We start from the raw sequence: 20,963 nt of genomic DNA on the forward strand, positions 1-20,963 counted from the left end.
GATTACCAGGAGCGGTACGGCAAGAACTTGCCATTGAGGGTCAGCAGCACGCGGTCGCCCTTGGGGTCTTCGATTTTTTCGACATGCATCGAGAAGTCGATCGCGCTCATGATGCCGTCGCCGAACTTCTCCTGAATTACGTCTTTAAGGGTCGGGCCGTACACCCCGACCACTTCGTACAGGCGATAGATCAATGGGTCCTGAGGGATGGCCTGGTCCCAGCCCTTGACCGGGTAAGCGGTCATTGCCGTGGCGACTTCGGCATCCAGTTCAAGCACCTCGCACAGATGCGCGGCCACGTCCTGGGGCGCGCTGTTCATGCCGTAGCAGACGGACGCCAACCACACCGGCGCCTTGCCCACGGCAGCGCTGAGGTCATCCCAGCTAAAGCCTTTGCGCGCTTTGGCGGCCATGATCAGGTGGTGCATTTCAACTTTGTTCATCGTGTTTATCTCTTGGGTTAGCGGTTAGGACTAAACGCTCTATAGCGAGAGATGTGCCAACTGCATTGAGCATATAGGCCGTTGAATTAATTGATATTTTCCGCCGAACTGCGAAACACGGATTGACGATAGTTCGTGAATAACGAAATATCGGAACGCCACTGACGAAATTTCGTTAAATCTGACGCACAGGAAAACGCCGATGCCCGCCTCTCTGTCGCCACAGATTTGCGCTGATGCGCCCATTGCCATGTTGCTGGTCGATGCTGTCGACGACCGCATCGTGCAAGCCAACCTCGCCGCGCTAGAGTTGCTGGCCTGCTCGGCTCAGGCGGCAGATGAGCTTGCGTTCAGCCAGTTCTTGCGTGGCGCCATTTCGCAATGGGTGAGCTTCAGCGATGAAGTGCTGACCCAAGGCCAGGCGTGGTCGGACGATTTGACCCTGGTCGACCTGCTGCACCGCCAACAGGCGGTCGAGATCACCGCCCGGGCCATGGATCAGCAGCGCATCCTGATGATGATCCAGCGTCGCGACCTGCTCGAACAGCGCCGCAACCGCGCCGAGGCGCGCCGGCAACATCGCCTTGGCCATGTCGGCTGGGAACGCATCAGCCAGGTGTTCGAGCGCATCCAGCAACAGAACCGGCTGATCCTTGGCGCCGTCGGGGAAGGCATCTACGGCCTGGATACCCGCGGCCAGACCACCTTCATCAACCCTGCGGCCGAACGCATCCTGGGCTGGAGCGCTGCCGACATGATCGGCCAGGACGCCCACCAACTGTTCCACCACAGCCACAGCGACGGCCGGGTGTTTGCCGTCAACCAGTGCCCCATTCATGCCTCGTTCAGCGATGGCCAGGTGCATCGGGTCGACCACGAGGTGTTCTGGCACAAGAATGGCGAGCCGATCGCCGTCGAATACACCAGCACACCGATTTTCGAGATGGGCAGGCTGGTCGGCGCCGTGGTGCTGTTTCGCGATATTCGCCAGCGCCAGCGTACCGAGGCGCGGCTGCGTGAGGCGCTCACTGAGGTCGAGCAATTGCAGCGCCGGCTGGAAATGGAAAACCAGTACTTGCAAGAAGAGATCAACGCCCAGGCCAATCACCACGAAATCGTTGGTAAGAGCCCGGCCGTGCGCCACCTGATCCAGCAGATCGAACTGGTCGCCGCCACCGATGCCAACGTGCTGGTCAGCGGCGAATCCGGCACCGGCAAGGAGCTGATTGCCCGTGCCATCCATGCCAGCAGTCGCCGCGCTGACCGCCCACTGATCCGGGTCAACTGCGCGGCAATCCCCCGCGAACTGTTCGAAAGCGAGTTTTTCGGTCATCTCAAGGGCGCATTCACCGGCGCCGTGAGCAACCGCGTCGGCCGTTTCGAACTGGCCGACGGCGGCACCTTGTTCCTCGACGAGGTGGGTGAAATCCCTCTTGAGCTGCAGAGCAAGCTGCTGCGTGTGCTGCAGGATCGCCAGTTCGAGGCGGTCGGCGATAACCGCACCCGGGCGGTGGATGTCCGGGTGATTGCCGCGACCAACCGTGATCTGCGCGAAATGGTCGCCCAAGGCAGTTTCCGCGAAGACCTGTATTTTCGGCTGAATGTGTTTCCGATCCGCTCGGTGCCGCTGCGTGAGCGGCTCGAAGACATCCCGTTGCTCGCCAGCCACTTCCTCGCGCGGGCCAGTCAGGCGTTCAACAAACCTGATGTGCGCATGCCCCTGACGCAGGTCGAGGTGCTCAAGCAGTACCCCTGGCCGGGCAATATCCGCGAACTGCAAAACGTCATCGAACGCCAGACCATCGTCGCCCGCGAGGGGCGGGTCAGCTTCGACGAATTACTGGCAAGCAGCGGTCAAGCTCATCGCAGCCAGCCAACCCCAGCAACGGCCGATGCTGAACCGACTGCCGATCAAGAGTGGCAACGACAGATCCAGCTCAATGTCATCAGCGTCCTCAAGCGCACGGCAGGCAAGATCTCTGGCGCGCACGGGGCTGCGCAGCTGCTGGGCCTGAAGCCCACTACGCTGGCCTCGCGCCTGAAAAAGTGGGGGATCGATCCGCGCCAGTACAAGGGCCATTGAACCTTTGTTGCCTGCACGGGCCTCGTCGCACTACTGTGACTCGTCGCGCGATGAGGCCGGAGAATGCACACATCAATCCGCCCTTCTAAAGCCCCAAGTCAGACAAGCCCGGATGATCATCCGGTCGCCGTCCCAGCGGCCAGAGGTGCTTGCGATCCGAGGGATGAATGGGCAGATCATTGATACACGCAAAGCGCACCGCCATCAGCCCATCGTCGGCGAACTCCCAGTTCTCGTTGCCGTAAGAGCGAAACCAGTTCCCCGAATCATCGTGCCATTCATAGGCATAACGCACGGCAATACGATTGGCGCTAAACGCCCACAGCTCCTTGATCAGGCGGTAGTCGAGCTCTCTATTCCATTTACGGGTCAGAAACGCCTCGACCTCGCCTCGGCCATGAATGAACTCAGCGCGGTTGCGCCACTGGGTGTCGAGGGTGTAGGCCGTAGCCACCTTCTTCGGATCACGGCTGTTCCAGCCGTCCTCGGCCATTCGCACTTTTTCGATGGCCGATTCGCGGGTGAACGGCGGCAGTGGCGGGCGGGTGCTGGTGGCGGATGTCATGGCGGTTCTCCTGAATGTTTGAAGCACTCAACCAAATTAGCCCAACTTCACAGTCCCGTGCCGATTGACCGGTTCTCGGCAGGATCGTGCAAACCTGCACGCCTGGCCCTGTGCTAGGTTTTCTGCAGGGTGCGCGCAGCGCCAGCTGCGCGGCGCGACCGATAAAAACTAAAGATCGATCAACCAACCGACTGATTACGGGTGAGCCATGCAGCTTCGAATCAACCAAAAGACCTACGAGGTCGATGCAGAAGCGGATACCCCCCTGCTCTGGGTGATCCGCGATGATCTGGGCATGACCGGCACCAAGTACGGCTGCGGCCTGGCCCAATGCGGTGCCTGTTCGGTGCTGGTCGACGGTAATGTGGTGCGCGCCTGCGTCACCCCGGTGGCCGGGGTGGTTGGGCGCGAGATCACCACCATCGAGGCCATCGAAGCGGACGAAGTTGGCAAGCGGGTGGTCGCGACCTGGGTAGAAAAGCAGGTCGCCCAATGTGGCTACTGCCAGTCCGGGCAAGTCATGGCGGCCACCGCGCTGCTCAAGCACAACCCTAAGCCCAGCGATGAGCAAATTGCCGCGGCGATGGTCAACCTGTGCCGATGCGGCACCTACAACGCAATTCACAGCGCCGTGCACGCCTTGGCCGAACAGCCTGCTCAACAGGAGAATGCCTGATGAACGCGCCCGTCGATTACCCGGCCGATCTGTTGCAGTTGGATCAGCCGGTCAACCTCTCACGGCGGCGCTTTTTGGCCGGCAGCGCAATCGGCGCGTTGGTGCTGGGCTTTGGCCTGCCGATTGGCGTCTCGCGGGTTCAGGCCGCAGCCGCTACAGCACCGGCCCAGGGTACCCAAGTACCGGCCTTCCTGGAGATTCGCCCGGACAACAGCATTCGCCTGCTCAGCCCGTTCATGGAGGGTGGCCAAGGCACCTTCACCGCCATGGCGCAGATCGTCGGCGAAGAGCTCGACGCCGATCCTGCGACCTTCCTGGTCGAGGCTGCGCCGCCTGGCGAGGCCTACGTGGTGATGGAGAACGGCATGCGCATCACCGGCGGTAGCATGTCGGTGCGCATGAGCTATCCCACCATGCGCCGCCTCGGCGCCTTGGCGCGGGCCATGCTGCTGCAGGCCGGCGCCGAGCGGCTGGGGGTGCCGGTCAGCGAACTGAGCACCGAACCGGGTCGGGTGCTGCATGCAGCCTCAGGCCGGTCGCTGAGCTACGGCGAGCTGGCCAGCCAGGCGATGGACCTGCCAGTGCCCGACCCGGCCAGCATCCAACTGCGTGACCCCAGCCACTTCCGCTGGATCGGCAAGCCGGTCAAGCGCGTCGACGCCTACGACAAATCCACCGGCAAGGCGCTGTACTGCATCGACCTGAAACTCGACGGCATGCTGCATGCCGCCGTGCAACACGCCCCGCGTCTGGGCATGACGGTGGGCGAGCTGCGCAATGAAGCCCAGGTCAAGGCCATGCCAGGCGTGCATTCGATTCATCAACTCCCCGGCGCGGTGGCCGTGGTCGCCGAGCGCTGGTGGCATGCCAAGCGTGCGGTGGAGGCGATCCAGGTGCAGTGGCAGGAGCCGGCCGCGGACGCCCCGGTGCGACCCATGCCGGCAGATTTTTCCACCGAGGGTTTCCGCGAGCGGCTAAGCAGCGCGACCAGCCCTGCGCGTGACGAAGAAGTGCAAGGCGACTTCGCCAAGGCGCTGGACGGCGCCAAGACCAAGCTCGAGGCGACCTACCACAACCAGTTTCTCAACCACGCGCAACTGGAGCCGCCCTCCGCCCTGGCACGCTTCAACGCCGATGGCTCGCTGGAGGTATGGCTGCCCAACCAGGCGCCAGACATGTTCCGCGCCGACATCGCCAAGCGTACCGGCCTGGACCCGGCGCAGATCACCCTGCACTCGCCACTGCTGGGTGGCTTCTTTGGTCGGCACTTCCTCTACGACAGCGCCAACCCCTACCCGCAAGCCATCGCCCTGGCCAAGGCGGTCGGCCGGCCGATCAAGCTGATCTGGAGCCGCGAGGAAGAGTTTTTGCGCGATGTGCTGCGGCCCATGGCCGTGGTCAAGTTCCGCGCCGGGCTCGATGCCGATGGCCTGCCGGTAGCCATCGAGGCGGTCAGCGCCACCGAAGGGCCAACCGAGGCGATCGCTGGCAAGCAAGCCGAGAAGATCGACCCCACCGCCCTGGAAGGCTTGTCTGGCAAGGCCTACGCCATCGCCAACCGGCGCATCGCGCAGGTCTATGTCAAAGGCCCGGCGATGCTCGGATACTGGCGTTCGGTGGGCAACTCGATGAACGACTTCTTCTACGAAGCCTTCCTCGATGAATTGGCCGATAAAGGCGGCCAGGATCCGTTCGAACTGCGCCGACGCCTGCTGCGCGACAACCAACGCTTGAGCACCCTGCTCGAAGCGGTGGGCGAGCTGTCGGGCGGCTGGAAGCGCGGCCCGTTCACGGCCGAGGATGGCAGCAAGCGCGCCCGCGGGGTGGCCATGGCCTCGCCGTTCGGCTCCGAGGCGGCAGTGATTGCCGAGGTGTCGATTGAAAACGGCCAGGTGCGGGTCCACGACATCTGGCAGGCGATCGACCCCGGCAGCATCGTCAACCCGGCGATTGTCGAGGCGCAGGTCAATGGCGCGGTGGCCCTTGGCCTGTCCCAGGTGCTGCTGGAGGAAGCGGTGTATGTCGACGGCAAGCCGCGCGCGCGCAACTACGACCTCTACCCAATCCTGCCTGCGGCGCGTATGGCGCGGGTGCATGTGCGCATTGTCGAAAGCGGGGAGAAGATGGGCGGGATCGGTGAGCCGCCCTTGCCTGCCGTAGCCCCGGCGGTGGCCAATGCGGTGGCGCGGCTGACGGGCCAGCGCATCCGTAGCATGCCGCTGTCGCGCTATACCTTCAGCTAGCTGGCCAGGACGACCTGCACATGACGCAAAAATCAACTGCAAGAACCCTAGGCTTGCTGGCCGTACCGTGCCTGATCGCGGCGGGCCTGTTGGCCTGGTATGTCACCCGTGAGCCTGGCTCACCGTTCGATGCGCAAGCCAGCAGCCAGGCCACTATGGATCAAGCCCTGATCCAACGCGGCGAATACGTGGCCCGGCTCAGCGACTGCGTGGCCTGTCACAGCCTGCCCGAAGGCGCACCGTTTGCCGGCGGGCTGAAGATGGCGACGCCGTTGGGGGCGATCTATGCCACCAACATCACCCCCGACGCCAGCCATGGCATTGGCGCTTACAGCCTGGCGGACTTCGACAGGGCGGTTCGGCACGGTGTCGCGCCTGGCGGGCGCCGGCTGTACCCGGCAATGCCCTACCCCTCCTACGCCAAGCTCAGTGACGATGATGTGCGTGCCCTGTATGCCTTCTTCATGAAAGGCGTGCGGGCAGCCGAGCAGCCCAATAAACCGGGAGAAATCCCCTGGCCGCTCAACTTGCGCTGGCCGATTGCCCTGTGGAATGGCGTTTTCACCGATGCTGCCCCGTACGCGGCAAAAACCGATCAAGACCCGCTGTGGAACCGTGGTGCCTATATCGTCCAAGGCCCCGGCCACTGCGGCAGTTGCCATACACCGCGCGGCCTGGCATTCAACGAGAAGGCCCTGAGCGAGCATGGCAGCGCGTTCGTCGCCGGGGCCTTGCTCGATGGCTGGTACGCGCCCAGCCTGCGCAATGACCCCAATACCGGCCTTGGGCGCTGGAGCGAGGCGGACATCGTGCGTTTCCTCAAGACCGGTCGTAACCAGCATGCCGTGGTCTATGGTTCGATGACCGAGGCGTTCAACAACTCGACCCAGTTCATGCGCGACGATGATCTGGCGGCCATCGCCCGCTACCTGAAATCCTTGCCCGGCGATCCCCAGCGTGATGGGCAACCCTGGCAGTACCAGGCGGTGTCGGCAGCTACCCGCCTGCAGGCGCCGGGTGCGCATACCTATGTCACCGTCTGCGCCTCGTGTCATGGGCTGGAGGGCCGTGGCCAGGCGGAGTGGATGCCGCCGCTTGCCGGTGCCACCTCAGCCTTGGCCAAAGAAACCGCCTCGGCCATCAACATCACCCTCAATGGCTCGCAACGGGTGGTTGCTGCCGGCGTACCGGACGCTTACCGCATGCCGGCGTTTCGCGAGCAGCTAAGCGACCGCGAGATCGCCGACGTGCTGAGCTTCGTGCGCAGCACCTGGGGTAATCATGGCGGCGCAGTGCAGGCGCAAGAGGTAGCCAAGCTGCGCGAACACACCGGGCCTGCCAGTGCCAGCCCGATCATTTTGCAGATGCGCTGAACAGGAGGCGACGGGATGGAGAGCATTGACCTGATGGTCCTGCGTAGCGCCCGCGACTGGCTGGCTGCCGGCGAGCAGGTGTTGTTGGCTACGGTGGCGCGCACCTGGGGTTCGTCGCCACGGCCGGTGGGCTCGATGATGGTGCTGCGCGAGGACGGCCGGGTGATCGGTAGCGTGTCGGGTGGCTGCATCGAAGATGACCTGATCCACCGCTACACCCGAGTCTATGGCGGCGCGGGTATTGCCCCAGGGTTGCCCCAGGTGGTGCGGTACGGGGTCAGCGCGGATGAGGCGCACCGTTTCGGGTTGCCGTGTGGCGGTACGCTGGAGCTGATCCTGGAGTTCAATCCTTGCCGGCAGTTGCTCGAGCAGCTGTTGGCTCGGCTCGATGCCGGTGAGCTGGCGCGGCGCATGCTGGATCTGTCCAGCGGTGAAGTGCGCCTTGAACCTAGCGCCAGCCCGGACCAATTCAGCTTTGACGGTCGGTACATGAGCAGCACCCTGGGCCCCGGTTATCGCATGCTGTTGATCGGCGCCGGGGCGTTGGCCGAGTACGTCGCTACCATGGCCCAGTTCAATGGCTTCAAAGTCAGCGTCTGCGACCCTCGGCCCGAGTACATGGGGGCCTGCAACGTTGCCGGGGTCGAGCAGTTGGTCGGCATGCCGGACGATGTGGTACGGGCATTCCGCCCTGATTTGCGCACCTGCATTCTGGCCTTGAGCCACGACCCCAAGCTCGACGACCTGGCCTTGCTCGAGGCGCTGCACAGCCCCGCTTTCTACATTGGCGCCATAGGCTCGCGGCGCAACAGTCAGCAACGCCGCGAGCGCTTGATCGAGCATTTTGGTGAGACCCAAGCCTCGCTCAAGCGCCTGCACGGGCCTATTGGCATCTACATCGGCAGCAAGACCCCGGCGGAGATTGCCGTGAGTGTCATGGCTGAGATTCTCGCGGTAAAGAACAACGTGGCCTTGCCTGGCGAAGTGTCGGTGACCCATGCCAAGCGGGCCAAGGAGCGGCAATTGCTTGCCGGCTGAAGGCGGCGTCGTACTTTTCGCGGGCAAGCCCGCTCCCACAGGGTCCTGGTTGGACCTGAAAAGTGCTGTCCTGCCAAGGGACTTGAGTACTGCAGCCTGGCACTGGATATCCACCTAACCCGGCAACAACCTGCTCCTACAGGGGCCTGGTTGAACCTAATAAAATGCTGATCTGCCAAGGCACCTGAGTGCAGCAGTCTGTACCTGAACACCCACTGACCCCGAGAACAGCCTGCTCCCACAGGGGCGCGGTTGAACCTAATAACATGCTGACCTGCCAAGGGCCCTCAGTACAGCAGCCTGCACTTGGATACCCACTGACCCCGAGAACAGCCTGCTCCCACAGGGGCCCGGTTGAACCCAATAAAATGCTGATCTGCCAAGGGTCCTCAGTACAACAGCCTGCACCTGGATAGCCACGGACCCCGAGAACAGCCTGCTCCCACAGGGGCCCGGTTGAACCTAATAAAATGCTGACCTGCCAATGGCCCTCAGTACAGCAGCCTGCACTTGGATACCCACTGACCCCGAGAACAGCCTGCTCCCACAGGGGCCTGGTTGAACCTAATAAAATGCTGATCTGCCAAGGGTCCTCAGTACAACAGCCTGCACCTGGATACCCACTGAACCCGAGAACAGCCGGAACCCTGTGGGAGCGGGCTTGCCCGCGAAGAGGCCGGAACTAACCCCATCCGCTCAGGATCAATCTCACATCTGAAAATTTCCTTTGCCAGGCAGCTCGCGTAGAGTTTGCCTACGCGAACCAGGCCCCCGCACCTGCAATGGACAAATACACCCCCCGCCAGTGGCTGCCCCACGAAAAACCCAGCCTGCCCGGCTCTCCGTCAACGCCCCTGCACCCCCCAGGCACACGCCTGGCCTACGGCGCCGTCGGCCTGCTGGTGGCGATCACCGGCGGCCTGGGTAACGCGCTGGTCACCGCCAACCTGACCTTCCTGCAGGGCGCACTGGGCGCCACCACCGCCGAAATGGCCTGGCTACCGGCGGCGTTCGTCATGACCAACGTGTCGATGAACCTATTGCTGGTGAAGTTCCGCCAGCAGTTCGGCCTGCGCGCCTTCACCGAGGTGTTCCTGGTGCTCTACGCACTGGTGACCTTCGCCCACCTGTTCGTCAACGACCTCAACTCGGCGATCGCCGTGCGGGCCGCGCACGGTATGGTCGGGGCCGCGCTGAGCTCGCTGGGCCTGTACTACATGATCCAGGCCTTCCCTGCGCAGTGGCGCTTGAAGGCCATGGTATTAGGCCTTGGCGCCTCGCAGTTGGCCGTACCGCTGGCCCGGGTGTTCTCCGAAGATTTACTGCAAATCGCCGAATGGCGCGGGTTGTACATGTTCGAGTTGGGCTTGGCATTGGCCGCATTGGGCTGCGTGTTGCTGCTCAAATTGCCCCCAGGTGACCGTTTCAAAACCTTCGAGCCGCTGGATTTTCTCACCTTCTCGTTGATGGCCAGCGGCACCGCCCTGCTCTGCGCCGCCCTGTCGTTGGGGCGTATCGACTGGTGGCTGGATGCGCCCTGGATCGGCGTTGCCCTGGCAGCGGCGATCGCGCTGATCTGCGCGGGCCTGGCGATCGAGCACAACCGCAGCAACCCGTTGCTGATGACCCGCTGGCTAGGCAGCGCGGCCGTGATCCGCCTGGCCTTGTGCGTGATCCTGATCCGCATGGTCACCTCCGAGCAATCGACCGGCGCGGTGGGCTTTCTGCAAACCCTGAACCTGGGCAACGAACAACTGCGCAGCCTGTACTGGGTGATGTTGCTCGGCGCGGTCGCCGGACTTGCCACCAGTGCCCTGACCATCAACCCCAAGCACCTGGTGATGCCGCTGTTCGTCTCGCTCGCGCTGATGGCCAGCGGGGCGTTCATGGACAGCAGCTCAAGCAACCTGACCCGCCCTGCGCAGATGTACCTGAGCCAATTCATGTTGGCCTTCGGCAGCACGTTCTTTCTCGGCCCCTCGATGGCCCTGGGCATCAGCCATGTGCGCGCCAACCCGCGTAACCTGGTCAGTTTTTCGGTGATGTTCGGCATCTGTAACAACCTCGGCGGCTTGATCGGCGCGGCCTTGCTGGGCACCTTCCAGACCGTGCGCGAGAAATTTCATTCGAGCAACCTTGCCGAACAGTTGAGCCGCCTCGAACCGCTGGTCAACGCCAGGGTGCAAAGCGGCGGCAGCGGCTATGCCGGGATCATCGCCGACCCCGGCCTGCGCAGCGAAGTCGGCACCCGCCTGTTGGCCAATGCCACCACCCGCGAAGCCAATGTGCTGGCCTACAACGATGTGTTCATGTTGATCGGCACGATTGCCGTACTGACCATGTTGTGGATCTTGCTACGCAGCCTCTGGGTCTGGTACACGACTCGCACAGCACGCCCTTCCGACACCACCAGCGGCGCCCGAACCTGATGACTCAAGAGACACCGACCACCTCCACCACCGCCATCGCCGAAACCCCGGAAGGCCATACCCCGCCCAACGAACCGAGCAGCCCCACACGTTCGCGGCGAGTACGCGTGCTGTCCTCGATGACCTTTGCCGGCGTGGCCATGGCCGGTATCTTGCTGGTGCTCTACGCCTGGCGCCTGCCGCCTTTCAGCAGTGCCATCGAAAGCACTGAGAACGCCTTGGTGCGCGGCCAGGTGACGATCATTGGCCCGCAACTGGCCGGCTACGTCGTCGAAGTGCCGGTGCACGACTTCCAATTCGTCAAGGCCGGCGACCTGCTGGTGCGCCTGGACGACCGCATCTACAAACAGCGCCTGGCCCAATCGATTGCCCAGTTGCAACAACAGCAAGCGGCGTTGGCCAATAACCTGCAACAGCGCAACAGCGCCCAGGCCACCATCGCCCAACGCCAGGCGGCGATCGCCGATGCCGCAGCGCAGGCCGACAAGAGCCAGGCCGACCTGCGCCGCAACCAGGCGCTGGTCAGCGACGGGTCGGTGTCGCGCCGCGAGCTGGACGTCAGCCGCGCCAGCCACGCCGCTGCGCAAGCGAGCCTGGCGCAAGCCAAGGCCGCTCTGGAGATCGCCCGCCAGGACCTGCAAACCGTGATCGTCAACCGTGCGGCGCTAGAGGCTTCGGTAGAGAGCGCCAAGGCCGCCGTGGAGCTGGCGCGCATCGATCTGGACAACACCCGGGTAACCGCGCCGCGTGACGGCCAGCTGGGGCAGATCGGCACGCGTCTGGGGGCTTATGTCAATTCCGGGGCGCAGTTGATGGCGCTGGTGCCCGACGCGCGCTGGGTGATCGCCAACATGAAGGAAACGCAGATGGCCAAGGTGCGCATCGGCCAACCGGTGAGCTTTACCGTGGATGCCTTGGATCACTTGAAACTCTACGGCCATGTGCAGCAGATCTCGCCAGCCTCTGGCTCAGAGTTCGCCCTGTTGCAGGCCGACAATGCCACCGGCAACTTCGTCAAGATCGCCCAACGGATACCGGTGCGGATAACGGTCGACGCCGATCAGCCCGAGGCACGACAGCTGCGCCCGGGGATGTCGGTGGTGGTCAGTATCGATACCCGTGAGCACGCAGAACAGGCGCATCCCGCTCACGATTGAGCATTGCCCGCTGGCGCTACCGGCGTAGCGCCACGTAAGGTGCGGCGGTCGATCAGGCGCACGCGCAACCAGCGGGTCAGTGGCAACTCGACCAGCCGATAGACCGCGATCGCCACTGCGCAGCACAGGCCAATGCTCACCGGCACCATCACATAAGCCAGCACGCCCGGCGCATCGAACACGTGGAACACCTTGTTGAACACCTTCAGCACGTACGGGTGAAACAGGTAGAGCGAGTAACTAGCGTCCCCGATCAGCACCAGCAGCTTGGGCAAGCTGGTTCGCGACAAGCCCACCACCAGGCTGATGACGATGATCGCAGCCGGTATCCCGCGCCCCACGCCGCGCCCGGCGTCCTCGCCCAGGCTGGCCGACAACGGCATGTAGGCCAGGGCGAGCAAGCCAATCAATACCAGCGCGGCGCGCCCAGCCGAGCCGCCCGGCGCTGCACGCCAGGTCGCGGTGCGTGCATACAATGCATAACAGCCCATGCCCAGGACGAATTCGAGCAGAATCTGCTGGGTATAGAACCTGGCCAACAAGCTCTCGAAGGTCAGCCATTGACCGAGCATGACCAACCCCAGCAGCAAGCCCGAGCAGATCAACAACCGATAACGATGACTGACCGCCATGGACAGGGCGAACACGGCGTAGAAGAACATCTCGAAGTTCAGCGTCCAGCCCAGGTACAGCAGCGGCTGCACGAACTCGCCCTTCTGGTAGGGAATGAACAGCAACGACTTGACCAGGCCGGTCAAGTCCGCTCGGGTATTGTCCAGCAGACTAGGCAATACCAACGCCACGCAAAACACACCGATCGTACCCAACCAGTACAACGGCACCACCCGAATCAGGCGCTTGGTAAAGAAATGGCTGCCTGACTGGGTGGTGACCATGGCCATGATGAAGCCACTGATGACAAAGAAGATATCTACGCCCCAATCGCCATTGCGAAACAGCGGCAGGTGGAAGAACACCACCGCCAGCGCGGCGATGGCGCGCAGCATTTGGATACTGTCCAGCTTGTCAGCCGGAGCCTGGGCAACGGAGGTCATGGCCACATCCTTTCAGTCAGCCTGGGAGGCGGTAGCGCGACGTAGCCGGTTCACGACTCCAGCACCGGGCTTTTGTTCGCGGGTCTGTTGGCAAGTGCGCGACCAAGGTTCTGGCCGGTCATTTCCACGTAGCGGTAAGTGAACATCGACACCAGCACCACCATCGCCACTACCAGCAACGCCACCAGGTTGTTAAGCAGTGCATTGCCGGTATCCAGGTAACGCGTGCCGTCGATCATCGGCGCGATATCGATGCCGATCAGCTTCTTGATCAGCATGAACGCCGACACCACGCAAAACAGGATCGCCGCGTGGGTGAGGTAAATGGAGTAGGACAACTTGCCGAACAAGGCAAACCAGCGCCCGGTCAACACGCGTGATACTGCGCCACCGTCAAAGGCGTAGATCAGGATAATGCTGCCGAATAGCGGGCTGGCGACCAAGGCCTTGGCTTCAAAGTCGCTGACCACGAACAGCAAGGCGGCCGCTACGGCAATCACCTCCAGCAGCGACATCAGCCAGAAGCCGGGGCGTTCGAAGTGGGCAAGCTTGAGGTACAAGGTGTAGATCAGGCAGCCGGTGAAAAAGTACGCCAAGCCGCGCAATGCCTCGAGGGTGAAGAAGCCATTACCCACATGCATCAGCCCCAGTGCTGCCACCACCAATGCCGCCCACACCCATTGGCGCAGGCCAGCGGCAATGCTCAAGAGCAAGGCGAAGATCATGTAGGTGTAGTACTCGATGCTGATGCTCCAGGACGGGTAGTTGAAGGACAAGGGATTGGTCCAATGGGTCCAGGACTGCAGCAACAGTGCATTGGGCAGAATTTCAGCAGGCGCATAGCGCTCGGTAAACGGCGCATTGTTGAAATCCATGCCCTGTTGAAAAGCAATATAACGACCGCCTTCCAAAACAATGAACACCGCCAACATGAACAGGTGCAGGGGCAACAAGCGGAAGGTGCGCGAAATAAAGAACCGGCGAAAGTTAAACTGCGCGCTATTGCCGTAAGCGTGCGCCAGGACAAATCCACTCAGCACAAAGAAGAACGCCACGAACACTTCAGCATGGCGAAAGAACGCCAGCTCGGTAAAACTGCCACTGACCCGCAGGTGATAACCGACCACCGACAGGGCAAACAGGCCGCGGAAGCTGTCCAACGAATGGAAACGCCCTTGCGCGCTCATAGCCAAGCCCTTTCCTTATTATCCCTTCTGGATCAGGTCTCACGAAGCCTTGAAAAAACCGGCGCCAGGCTTTTGGCTTCGCGGTTGATCACGGAAATTTCGCTAGACGATGTCACGTTAGCATCACGCTAATAAAGAGCAAGGACCGCTCATGCCAAGTTAATTTGACGCTTTAACGCGTCAAAAAAACGCGGCGTAAAAAACTGAAATCAAATCCAACAATTAAATATAAAAGCAGTCCATCAGCGCTGGCGTAAAGCGCCTACCGTTTATCGCATGCAACACCGGCGCTACACCATTGAAGGTTAAGCCGTCTATTGTTGAGCAGCAGATAATGGCCCAAGGCCATTTCACTAATGCGTAACCCATCCCGTCAAAGCAAGGGCTCGTATGAAACGTACGCTGGCAGTTTTGATCTGCGCATTCAGCGCCCTGGCCCAGGCGGCGCCCATGCGTTGGGGCGATATTCGCGATGGCAGCCTGTACCTGCAGCCGGCACGCGACGATAGCGTGCGGGTCAGCTGGGTGCCGGCCTGGCAGACCAACGCCAACGAAGAGCGGCTGTACCTGCTCGATGGCCAGGGGCAGTTGCGTGGCGAACGCTTCATTGCCTCCAGCGAAGGCCGTGGCCAGCAGGTCTGGGCGTTGCCAGCCAGCGCCGCCGCCTACCGCCTGGAGGTACCTGGCTACAGTTTTCGCAGCTATCGTATCGAGCACGACGACAACACCGTAGCGCTGTTCGCCCCGACCAAGGTGCACTTCAGTGCCGAAACGCCCAACGGCGTCGAGCTGTACTTCAAAGTCGCTGCCGGTGAGCGGGCGGTGCTGGCAGGCAAGTTCTTCGGCGGGGTCAACAGCCTGCAGGCCGAGCGCCTGGGCGACCGTACCCAGGTCACCCTCAAGCTCAAGCCCTACAAGGACTATCCCCGCTACGACCAGACTGCCTTACCGGTCAGCGCCACCGAACAGGTCTGGCGCTTGCGCCTGCACGGCAGCGGCAAGGCAGCATTCTGGCTGGACGGCACGGCCAACCTGTTCGCCCAACGTGCGCAGCATTTGCAGCCACTGCGCCAAGATCCAGGGCGTGCCGAACTGCAGCTGCACAAGGACATGCTCGGCCCCACCCCGCGCCTGGGCCTGGCCCTGCCCTACCTATTGCCACCACCGGCCAGCCGGGGCGCCCTGGAGACGCTCAAACCACGCGCTGGCGGTTTCTATACCGCAGTCGACATCCTCGCCAACCGCCCGCATTACGAAGATGCCTTCAGACGCTTCTACCTTGAGCAAGCCGGCATCGACATGAACATCACCCTGATGGTCGCCAGCCAACGCCGTAATGACCTGCACGCCAACAGCCAGAGCCTGGCCGGTCTGGACGCCTGGCTGGCGGCCACCGTAGCCCTGGGCGGCAAGGGCACGCACTACCTGTCGTTTGCCGACGAGCCCAACTACAACTACCCCGACTACGCCACCTACAAGCGCTACTTCGACGCCATGGACCGTCACGTACGCGCCTACCCAGGCGCGCGCGAGGCCGGGGTGCGCATCGCCATGCCGGCCAGCTCGCGCTTCGTCAACGGCCCGTTCACCGCGCGCGGTGAGCAGCATCGCGGGATCGATTGGGCGCGGCGCATGCTCAGTGAGTCCGAGCCGCAGATCGACGCCCTGGCCTGGCACGAGTGGATGGTGCGCGACCTGCTGGCCACCCGCGTCTACCGCGACAGTGTGCGGCGCGCCGCTGAAGTGGTCGGTGTCAACGCCGATGGGCGGCCACGCAAGGCGCTGCTGCTCGACCAGACCAACATTTCCCCAGGCCCCAGTGTCAGCCCCTACGAACAGGAAACCCACTTCGCCTCGTTATGGTGGGCCTCGGTGGCGATCAATTCGGCTCAGGATGGCCTGCTCGACATGCTCAACTGGTTCCAGGCGGCAGATGATCCCGACCACATGAAGGGCATGATTCGCCTGCCCGGCCCAGACCGCTTCGAACTGAAACCAGTCGGCCTTGCCCAGCAGTTCATCCAGGCGCACTGGCTCGATCAGGTGCAACGGATGGACAACAGCGCCTTCGAGGTCGATGCCCTGGCCATGGCCCGCGACCGCCAGCGCAGCGTGCTCGGCGTGAACAAGGCTGAGCGTCAGCAACACGTGACCCTGCAAGGTGCCGGTCGCGCCTGTCCTTCACTGCGACTGTTCGGCCCCGACAGCCGCAGCCGCCCGGCAGCGGTGGATTGCACGGGGGGACAGATTCACTTCAACGTCCCCGCCCAGACCTTGTTCGCCCTGAGCTGGCGAGTGTCCTGACCCTGCTCCTGAACAGCACCCTGAGGCGCTCATTCAAGCGCTGCAGCGCACGGGTGGCGAGTGAACTGCGCGGGTGGGTATGAATGAGGCTGGGGTTAGCCGCAAAACTACCCTGCACTGCGCGCAGCAACGCTTTGCCAACTGTGTCCCGATGCCGTCTTGCCACGATTGCGCCCCTCTAGCGCGTGGGTTTTAATCCCGACCCACCGGTCATTCCGGCATCTTTTCGCACTCCGCTATTCAAGGACGCACGACCATGTACAGGACGCTCGTACCGCTGGCGCTAATGGCCACCCTGGCCGGTTGCTCGGACACCAAGGACGCCACCGAAGCCAACTTCCAGCAAGCCGCCCAAGCCTACCTCGACACCCAGTACCCGCATTGTTTCGTGGTTAGCTCGTTCCCGACCAAGACCAAGGACTTCGACGTCAACGGCACCAACAAGGCCCTGCATGCCCTGGCCCAGGTGGGTGTGGTCAGCGAGAAAGAGATCTCTCGCACCGAAGTCCCCGAGCGCCTCTGGCAGCCAGCGCGTACCGACATCTACTACGCCTATGACCTGACTGACGAAGGTCGCAAGTACTACAAGGCCGATGGCCAGAAGCTGATGAATGGCAAGACCGTCGGCGGGCTGTGTTTTGGCAAGGCGCAGGTGACCGGGATCGATCAGTACACTGAACCGGGCGAGATGATGGGGCAGAAAATCTCGCGGGTGACCTACGCCTACACGATCACCGACCTGCCGCCGTGGACGGCCAATGATGGCGTCAAGGCCAACATCTCTGGGTTGGACAAAGTGGTTGCCAGTGCCCAGGCACCCTTGAAGGAAACCCGCGCGATGGTGCTGACCAACAACGGCTGGGTGCATGAGCGATTGATTGCCAAGTGATGCCCAGGGCATGAGCGCCGCTGTGCGGCGCTCGATGTCAAAAGCCCAGGGCAACGCCCTCCCTCACAGCCACCAGGCCAGCACCACCGGCAACCAGACAAACGACAACACCGTCGAACACATCACCAGGTTCGCAACCTGCTCCGGCGAGCGTTTGGCGCGCACCGCCAACAGGTAGTTGAACACCGCCACCGGCATCGACGACTGCACCATCAGCACCGCCTTCTCCATGTGCTCAAGCCCCAGCAGCGCACCCACACCCCAGCCCACTGCCCCACCCAGCACGATGCGCAGGCCGCCGAGCAACATGCCGCTGCCGACGTGATGCAGGCGAATGCTGGCCAGCGACACACCCAAGGTCAGCAGCATCAGCGGGATGGTCATGCCCCCCAGCAGATCTGCGGTATTGGCCAGCCAGCGCGGCAGCTCCAGGTTGAAGAAAATGATCGGCATCGCCCCGACCAGGCTGATCACGATCGGATTGCGCAGCATCGCCTTGATCGAGCTGGCGTTACCGGAAAGCACAATACCCAGGGTGAACTGGAAGATCGACAAGGTCAGGAAGAACGCCACCGCCAGCGCCAGGCCATGCTCGCCAAACGCATACAAGCTGACCGGCAAGCCCATGTTGCCGGTATTGGGGTACATGAACGCCGGTAGCAGCACCCGCCAGTCCCGCCCGCACAGACGGCTGACGATGACGCCCGCCAGGGCCATGCCTGCCATGCACAGCACACAAGCCAGGGCCATGCTGGTGAAGGCGCTCTGGTCCAGTTTGGTGCGGCTGAGGGTCGACAAGACCAAGGCGGGGGTGCCGACGGTCATGACGATGCGGGCGATGAATTCGGTCGGGTAGTCGATACCGCTGCGGGCCCAGGCATAGCCGATGCCTGCGACGATGAACACCGGAGCCAGAACAGCGAACAGCGAAGCCAGCATGCAGCATGCCCTCCGTGGCGATCAGACTGATCGGCCGAAAAGTCAGCATTATGCCGTACCCTCGCCACCGCGGCGCAAGCCCGCCTACCCAACGCCTCAAACTCTGTAGGAGCGTGCTTGCACCGCGATAGCGATGAATCGGTCAACCCTTCAACCCGGGAACAAAAACGGATTGATACTGCTGCGGGCATACCCTTCGCGCTCAAGCTCAGCATCCAGCAGCAAGGATGCAAGGTCATCGGCGACCGGCTCCAGCCCCTGATCATGCTCGTAATAAAACACCTTCAGGTAACTTTCGCAGTCGCCACAGCTCTCGGCCTTCACCGCGCTGTCCTGGCGATCCAGCGACCAGTAGTCGAGCTTGCCGGTGCTTTCACAGTTGCTGCACTTGGCTCGCACCATATGCCAGCGGCTTTCGCACAATCCACACTGCAAGTAACGCAGGCCGGCCCGCTTGCCGGTGAGAATCACGCTGGCCAGCGGCGCACTGCTGCACACCGGGCAATACTGGCGCTGCTCGCCGACAGCCGCCTGGGCGCTGGCCGGCAAGGCTGCGGCAAGCTGGCTGAAGTAGAGCATCAGCGCCGCCCAGAAGAACACCGCCTGACCACTGCCGACCTGGTCGTAGCGACCGTGCAGCAAATGCTCTGCGCAGGTTTCTCGCTGCTCGGCAGTCATGCTGGCAATGCTCTGCAATGCGGCCGCCACGGGCGCGCTGGCATCGGCCGTGAGGTACTCCAGCAACTGCTTGAGCAGCGCCTGCCAATAGGCCGAACGCGGCAGGCTGCGCACATCCAGTGGCGCGCCCTCGCCTACCCGCCCTGCCAGTGTCTGCAGCTCTTCGTCGGGCACCGGCAGGCTGTCCAACAGCGCCTGCTGGGCCTGGGCAATGCGGGCAGCGAATGCCAGGTACGCAGCCTGGTCATGGCCCTCGGCCAACTGGCGCAAACGCGCCGCACGCTGGCCGTAGTGGTTGCGCAGCTGCGGCAGCAACAAGGCGCTGATCTCGCCCACGCCGCCGCTGGCCTGCTCCACGGGGGTCAACTTGATGCTGCTCATTTCTTGTCACTCTTGGAAATCTGCTGGTACCAGCGGTCGTGGTGCGATTTGGCCCAGCTACGCGACACGTAGCCGGTGACCATGCCGCGGACCGAACCCTTGACCCAGAACGCCAGGTAGGCGTGGCCAATGATCAGCAAGATCAGCGAGATTCCGGCCACGGCATGGGTGAACAGCGCGATGCGAATCAACGGGATGCTGAAATAGTCGGCAAACCACGGCCGCCAGATCACCACGCCACTGAGCATCAACAGGCTGATCAGGCCCATGATTCCCCAGAACAGGATCTTCTGCCCGGCGTTGTATTTGCCGATCTGCAAGGGCTTGCTGTGATCGCCCGCCAGCACCGTCTTGACGTTACGAAACCAGATCGCGTCCTGGCGCTCGGGCAGGTTGTACTTCACAAAGCGCACGAACAGGAACATCAACACCACGAACACCACCACCCCCAGGAACGGGTGGAGGATGCGCGCCAGCTGTGGCGTGCCGAACACACCGTTGAGCCAGTTCAGCGACGGGAAGAACCACGACAGCCCCGACAGCGCCACCATGAAGAAGCAGATGACCATGAACCAGTGGCTGGCGCGGTCGATGAAGCGGGTCCGCAGGATCAGTTTGTCCTTGTTCATCATGCGCTCTCCTTCTCATCTTCTTCGACTTCGTTAGGGCCAACGCCGATGTAGTGGAACACCGTACCGGCGAGGGTGGCGAAGAACGCTGCCGCAGCCACTGGTTTGAGCCAGCCCTTCCAGCCTTCGATGGCGCCGCTGATGCGCGGATCGGGGTTGAGTTTGTGGTACAGCTGCGGCTTGTCGGCGTGTTGCAACACATAGAACACATGGGTGCCGCCCACCGCTTGCGGGTCATAGATACCCGCGCCGGCAAAGCCGCGGCCGTGCAGCTCGGTCACGCGCTCCTCGGCCTGCACCAGCATGTCGGCCTTGCTGCCGAAATTGATCGCACCGGTCGGGCAGGTCTTGACGCAGGCGGGTTCCTGGCCGACCGTCACCCGGTCGACGCACAGCGTGCATTTGTAGGCCTTGTTGTCTTTCTTGCTGATGCGCGGCACATCGAACGGGCAACCGGCGACGCAGTAACCGCAGCCAATGCAGTGCTCGGACTGGAAGTCGACGATGCCATTGGCGTACTGGATGATCGCGCCCGGTTGCGGACAGGCCTTCAGGCAGCCAGGGTCGGCGCAGTGCATGCAGCCGTCCTTGCGGATCAGCCACTCGAGTTTGCCCGCCTCGTTCTCGTGCTCGTCGAAGCGCATCAAGGTCCAGGTGTCGGCGGTGAGGTCGGCCGGGTTGTCGTACACACCGACGTTATGGCCGACCTCGTCGCGCAGGTCGTTCCATTCGTTGCACGCGACCTGGCAGGCCTTGCAGCCGATGCAGATGCTCACATCGATCAGCTTGGCCACCTCGGCCTGGTGATCGCGCGCACGCGGCGCCGGGGTGAACGCGTGGGTCGCCGAACGGCGGATGATGTCTTGGGATTGCAGGGACATGTCAGTCGCTCCG

17 protein-coding genes are annotated in these 20,963 nt (G+C 62.7%); 9 read left to right on the plus strand and 8 right to left on the minus strand.

Features of this window, described 5'->3' with window-relative positions; genetic code table 11:
- Positions 1 to 2: 2 nt before the first annotated feature.
- Positions 3 to 443: a cyanase gene (gene cynS, locus OIU19_RS01850; RefSeq protein ID WP_264232972.1), complete on the minus strand. Its 441-nt coding sequence runs from the start codon at positions 441 to 443 to the stop codon at positions 3 to 5.
- A 202-nt stretch (positions 444 to 645) separates the two neighbouring features.
- Between cynS and OIU19_RS01855 the strand changes: the two genes are divergently transcribed.
- Complete coding sequence (locus OIU19_RS01855; protein WP_264232973.1) at positions 646 to 2,526, plus strand: sigma-54-dependent Fis family transcriptional regulator; 1,881 nt, start codon at positions 646 to 648, stop codon at positions 2,524 to 2,526.
- A gap of 85 nt (positions 2,527 to 2,611) precedes the next feature.
- Here the strand turns inward: OIU19_RS01855 and OIU19_RS01860 are convergent, their stop codons facing one another.
- On the minus strand, positions 2,612 to 3,091 hold the full coding sequence (locus OIU19_RS01860) for a nuclear transport factor 2 family protein (protein ID WP_264232976.1): 480 nt from the start codon (positions 3,089 to 3,091) through the stop codon (positions 2,612 to 2,614).
- 208 nt (positions 3,092 to 3,299) lie between these two features.
- Between OIU19_RS01860 and OIU19_RS01865 the strand changes: the two genes are divergently transcribed.
- From OIU19_RS01865 to OIU19_RS01890, 6 genes are all read left to right on the plus strand, one after another.
- On the plus strand, positions 3,300 to 3,767 hold the full coding sequence (locus OIU19_RS01865) for a (2Fe-2S)-binding protein (protein ID WP_186554513.1): 468 nt from the start codon (positions 3,300 to 3,302) through the stop codon (positions 3,765 to 3,767).
- Positions 3,767 to 6,010: a xanthine dehydrogenase family protein molybdopterin-binding subunit gene (locus OIU19_RS01870; protein WP_264232979.1), complete on the plus strand. Its 2,244-nt coding sequence runs from the start codon at positions 3,767 to 3,769 to the stop codon at positions 6,008 to 6,010. Before OIU19_RS01865 ends, OIU19_RS01870 begins: the two co-directional genes overlap by 1 nt.
- A 20-nt stretch (positions 6,011 to 6,030) precedes the next feature.
- Positions 6,031 to 7,383, plus strand: coding sequence for a cytochrome c (locus OIU19_RS01875; RefSeq protein WP_264232981.1), 1,353 nt, complete (start codon positions 6,031 to 6,033; stop codon positions 7,381 to 7,383).
- Between the two features lie 15 nt (positions 7,384 to 7,398).
- Positions 7,399 to 8,421: an XdhC family protein gene (locus OIU19_RS01880; RefSeq protein ID WP_264232983.1), complete on the plus strand. Its 1,023-nt coding sequence runs from the start codon at positions 7,399 to 7,401 to the stop codon at positions 8,419 to 8,421.
- Between the two features lie 782 nt (positions 8,422 to 9,203).
- Positions 9,204 to 10,850 carry an MFS transporter gene (locus OIU19_RS01885; protein ID WP_264232985.1) on the plus strand — a complete coding sequence of 549 codons (1,647 nt, stop codon included), beginning with the start codon at positions 9,204 to 9,206 and terminating at the stop codon, positions 10,848 to 10,850.
- The gene (locus OIU19_RS01890) at positions 10,850 to 12,007 is read left to right on the plus strand and encodes an HlyD family secretion protein (protein ID WP_264232987.1); all 1,158 of its coding nucleotides are present in this window, start codon (positions 10,850 to 10,852) and stop codon (positions 12,005 to 12,007) included. Before OIU19_RS01885 ends, OIU19_RS01890 begins: the two co-directional genes overlap by 1 nt.
- Here OIU19_RS01890 and OIU19_RS01895 read toward each other — a convergent pair.
- Together OIU19_RS01895 and OIU19_RS01900 are read right to left on the minus strand one after the other, a co-directional pair.
- Positions 11,998 to 13,062 carry an acyltransferase gene (locus tag OIU19_RS01895; RefSeq protein ID WP_264232989.1) on the minus strand — a complete coding sequence of 355 codons (1,065 nt, stop codon included), beginning with the start codon at positions 13,060 to 13,062 and terminating at the stop codon, positions 11,998 to 12,000. The two genes, OIU19_RS01890 and OIU19_RS01895, sit on opposite strands and share 10 nt — an antisense overlap.
- Before the next feature lie 50 nt (positions 13,063 to 13,112).
- The gene (locus OIU19_RS01900) at positions 13,113 to 14,249 is read right to left on the minus strand and encodes an acyltransferase (protein WP_264232991.1); all 1,137 of its coding nucleotides are present in this window, start codon (positions 14,247 to 14,249) and stop codon (positions 13,113 to 13,115) included.
- A 390-nt stretch (positions 14,250 to 14,639) separates the two neighbouring features.
- On the opposite strand from OIU19_RS01900, the gene OIU19_RS01905 reads away from it, so the two are divergent.
- Both OIU19_RS01905 and OIU19_RS01910 read left to right on the plus strand, forming a co-directional pair.
- On the plus strand, positions 14,640 to 16,553 hold the full coding sequence (locus tag OIU19_RS01905; protein WP_264232993.1) for a hypothetical protein: 1,914 nt from the start codon (positions 14,640 to 14,642) through the stop codon (positions 16,551 to 16,553).
- 256 nt (positions 16,554 to 16,809) lie between these two features.
- A complete protein-coding gene (locus OIU19_RS01910) occupies positions 16,810 to 17,442 on the plus strand; it encodes a hypothetical protein (RefSeq protein ID WP_264232995.1) in 633 nt (210 codons plus the stop codon).
- 63 nt (positions 17,443 to 17,505) lie between these two features.
- Here the strand turns inward: OIU19_RS01910 and OIU19_RS01915 are convergent, their stop codons facing one another.
- The 4 genes from OIU19_RS01915 to fdxH all read right to left on the minus strand — a co-directional run bounded on the left by OIU19_RS01915 (position 17,506) and on the right by fdxH (position 20,950).
- Positions 17,506 to 18,381 carry an AEC family transporter gene (locus OIU19_RS01915; protein WP_264232997.1) on the minus strand — a complete coding sequence of 292 codons (876 nt, stop codon included), beginning with the start codon at positions 18,379 to 18,381 and terminating at the stop codon, positions 17,506 to 17,508.
- 150 nt (positions 18,382 to 18,531) lie between these two features.
- Positions 18,532 to 19,440, minus strand: a complete 909-nt coding sequence (gene fdhE / locus OIU19_RS01920) for a formate dehydrogenase accessory protein FdhE (protein ID WP_264232999.1) — start codon at positions 19,438 to 19,440, stop codon at positions 18,532 to 18,534.
- Entirely contained in the window at positions 19,437 to 20,069 is a 633-nt protein-coding gene (locus OIU19_RS01925) for a formate dehydrogenase subunit gamma (protein WP_264233002.1), read from the minus strand. The genes fdhE and OIU19_RS01925 overlap by 4 nt, the downstream gene beginning before the upstream one ends.
- Positions 20,069 to 20,950: a formate dehydrogenase subunit beta gene (gene fdxH / locus OIU19_RS01930; RefSeq protein WP_186554525.1), complete on the minus strand. Its 882-nt coding sequence runs from the start codon at positions 20,948 to 20,950 to the stop codon at positions 20,069 to 20,071. The genes OIU19_RS01925 and fdxH overlap by 1 nt, the downstream gene beginning before the upstream one ends.
- Positions 20,951 to 20,963 lie beyond the last annotated feature (13 nt).

This window comes from Pseudomonas sp. BT-42-2, from assembly GCF_025847435.2.
Classification (GTDB): Bacteria; Pseudomonadota; Gammaproteobacteria; order Pseudomonadales; family Pseudomonadaceae; genus Aquipseudomonas; species Aquipseudomonas urmiensis.

Excerpts from the sequence above, each read along its gene's own strand:
- OIU19_RS01925 (WP_264233002.1), bottom strand. The coding sequence starts at position 20,069 with ATGAACAAGGACAAACTGATCCTGCGGACCCGCTTCATCGACCGCGCC.
- OIU19_RS01905 (WP_264232993.1), top strand. The coding sequence starts at position 14,640 with ATGAAACGTACGCTGGCAGTTTTGATCTGCGCATTCAGCGCCCTGGCC.
- OIU19_RS01880 (WP_264232983.1), top strand. The coding sequence starts at position 7,399 with ATGGAGAGCATTGACCTGATGGTCCTGCGTAGCGCCCGCGACTGGCTG.
- OIU19_RS01885 (WP_264232985.1), top strand. The coding sequence starts at position 9,204 with ATGGACAAATACACCCCCCGCCAGTGGCTGCCCCACGAAAAACCCAGC.
- OIU19_RS01895 (WP_264232989.1), bottom strand. The coding sequence starts at position 13,062 with ATGACCTCCGTTGCCCAGGCTCCGGCTGACAAGCTGGACAGTATCCAA.
- OIU19_RS01890 (WP_264232987.1), top strand. The coding sequence starts at position 10,850 with ATGACTCAAGAGACACCGACCACCTCCACCACCGCCATCGCCGAAACC.
- OIU19_RS01900 (WP_264232991.1), bottom strand. The coding sequence starts at position 14,249 with ATGAGCGCGCAAGGGCGTTTCCATTCGTTGGACAGCTTCCGCGGCCTG.
- OIU19_RS01865 (WP_186554513.1), top strand. The coding sequence starts at position 3,300 with ATGCAGCTTCGAATCAACCAAAAGACCTACGAGGTCGATGCAGAAGCG.
- OIU19_RS01910 (WP_264232995.1), top strand. The coding sequence starts at position 16,810 with ATGTACAGGACGCTCGTACCGCTGGCGCTAATGGCCACCCTGGCCGGT.
- fdxH (WP_186554525.1), bottom strand. The coding sequence starts at position 20,950 with ATGTCCCTGCAATCCCAAGACATCATCCGCCGTTCGGCGACCCACGCG.
- OIU19_RS01870 (WP_264232979.1), top strand. The coding sequence starts at position 3,767 with ATGAACGCGCCCGTCGATTACCCGGCCGATCTGTTGCAGTTGGATCAG.
- OIU19_RS01860 (WP_264232976.1), bottom strand. The coding sequence starts at position 3,091 with ATGACATCCGCCACCAGCACCCGCCCGCCACTGCCGCCGTTCACCCGC.
- fdhE (WP_264232999.1), bottom strand. The coding sequence starts at position 19,440 with ATGAGCAGCATCAAGTTGACCCCCGTGGAGCAGGCCAGCGGCGGCGTG.
- cynS (WP_264232972.1), bottom strand. The coding sequence starts at position 443 with ATGAACAAAGTTGAAATGCACCACCTGATCATGGCCGCCAAAGCGCGC.
- OIU19_RS01915 (WP_264232997.1), bottom strand. The coding sequence starts at position 18,381 with ATGCTGGCTTCGCTGTTCGCTGTTCTGGCTCCGGTGTTCATCGTCGCA.
- OIU19_RS01875 (WP_264232981.1), top strand. The coding sequence starts at position 6,031 with ATGACGCAAAAATCAACTGCAAGAACCCTAGGCTTGCTGGCCGTACCG.
- OIU19_RS01855 (WP_264232973.1), top strand. The coding sequence starts at position 646 with ATGCCCGCCTCTCTGTCGCCACAGATTTGCGCTGATGCGCCCATTGCC.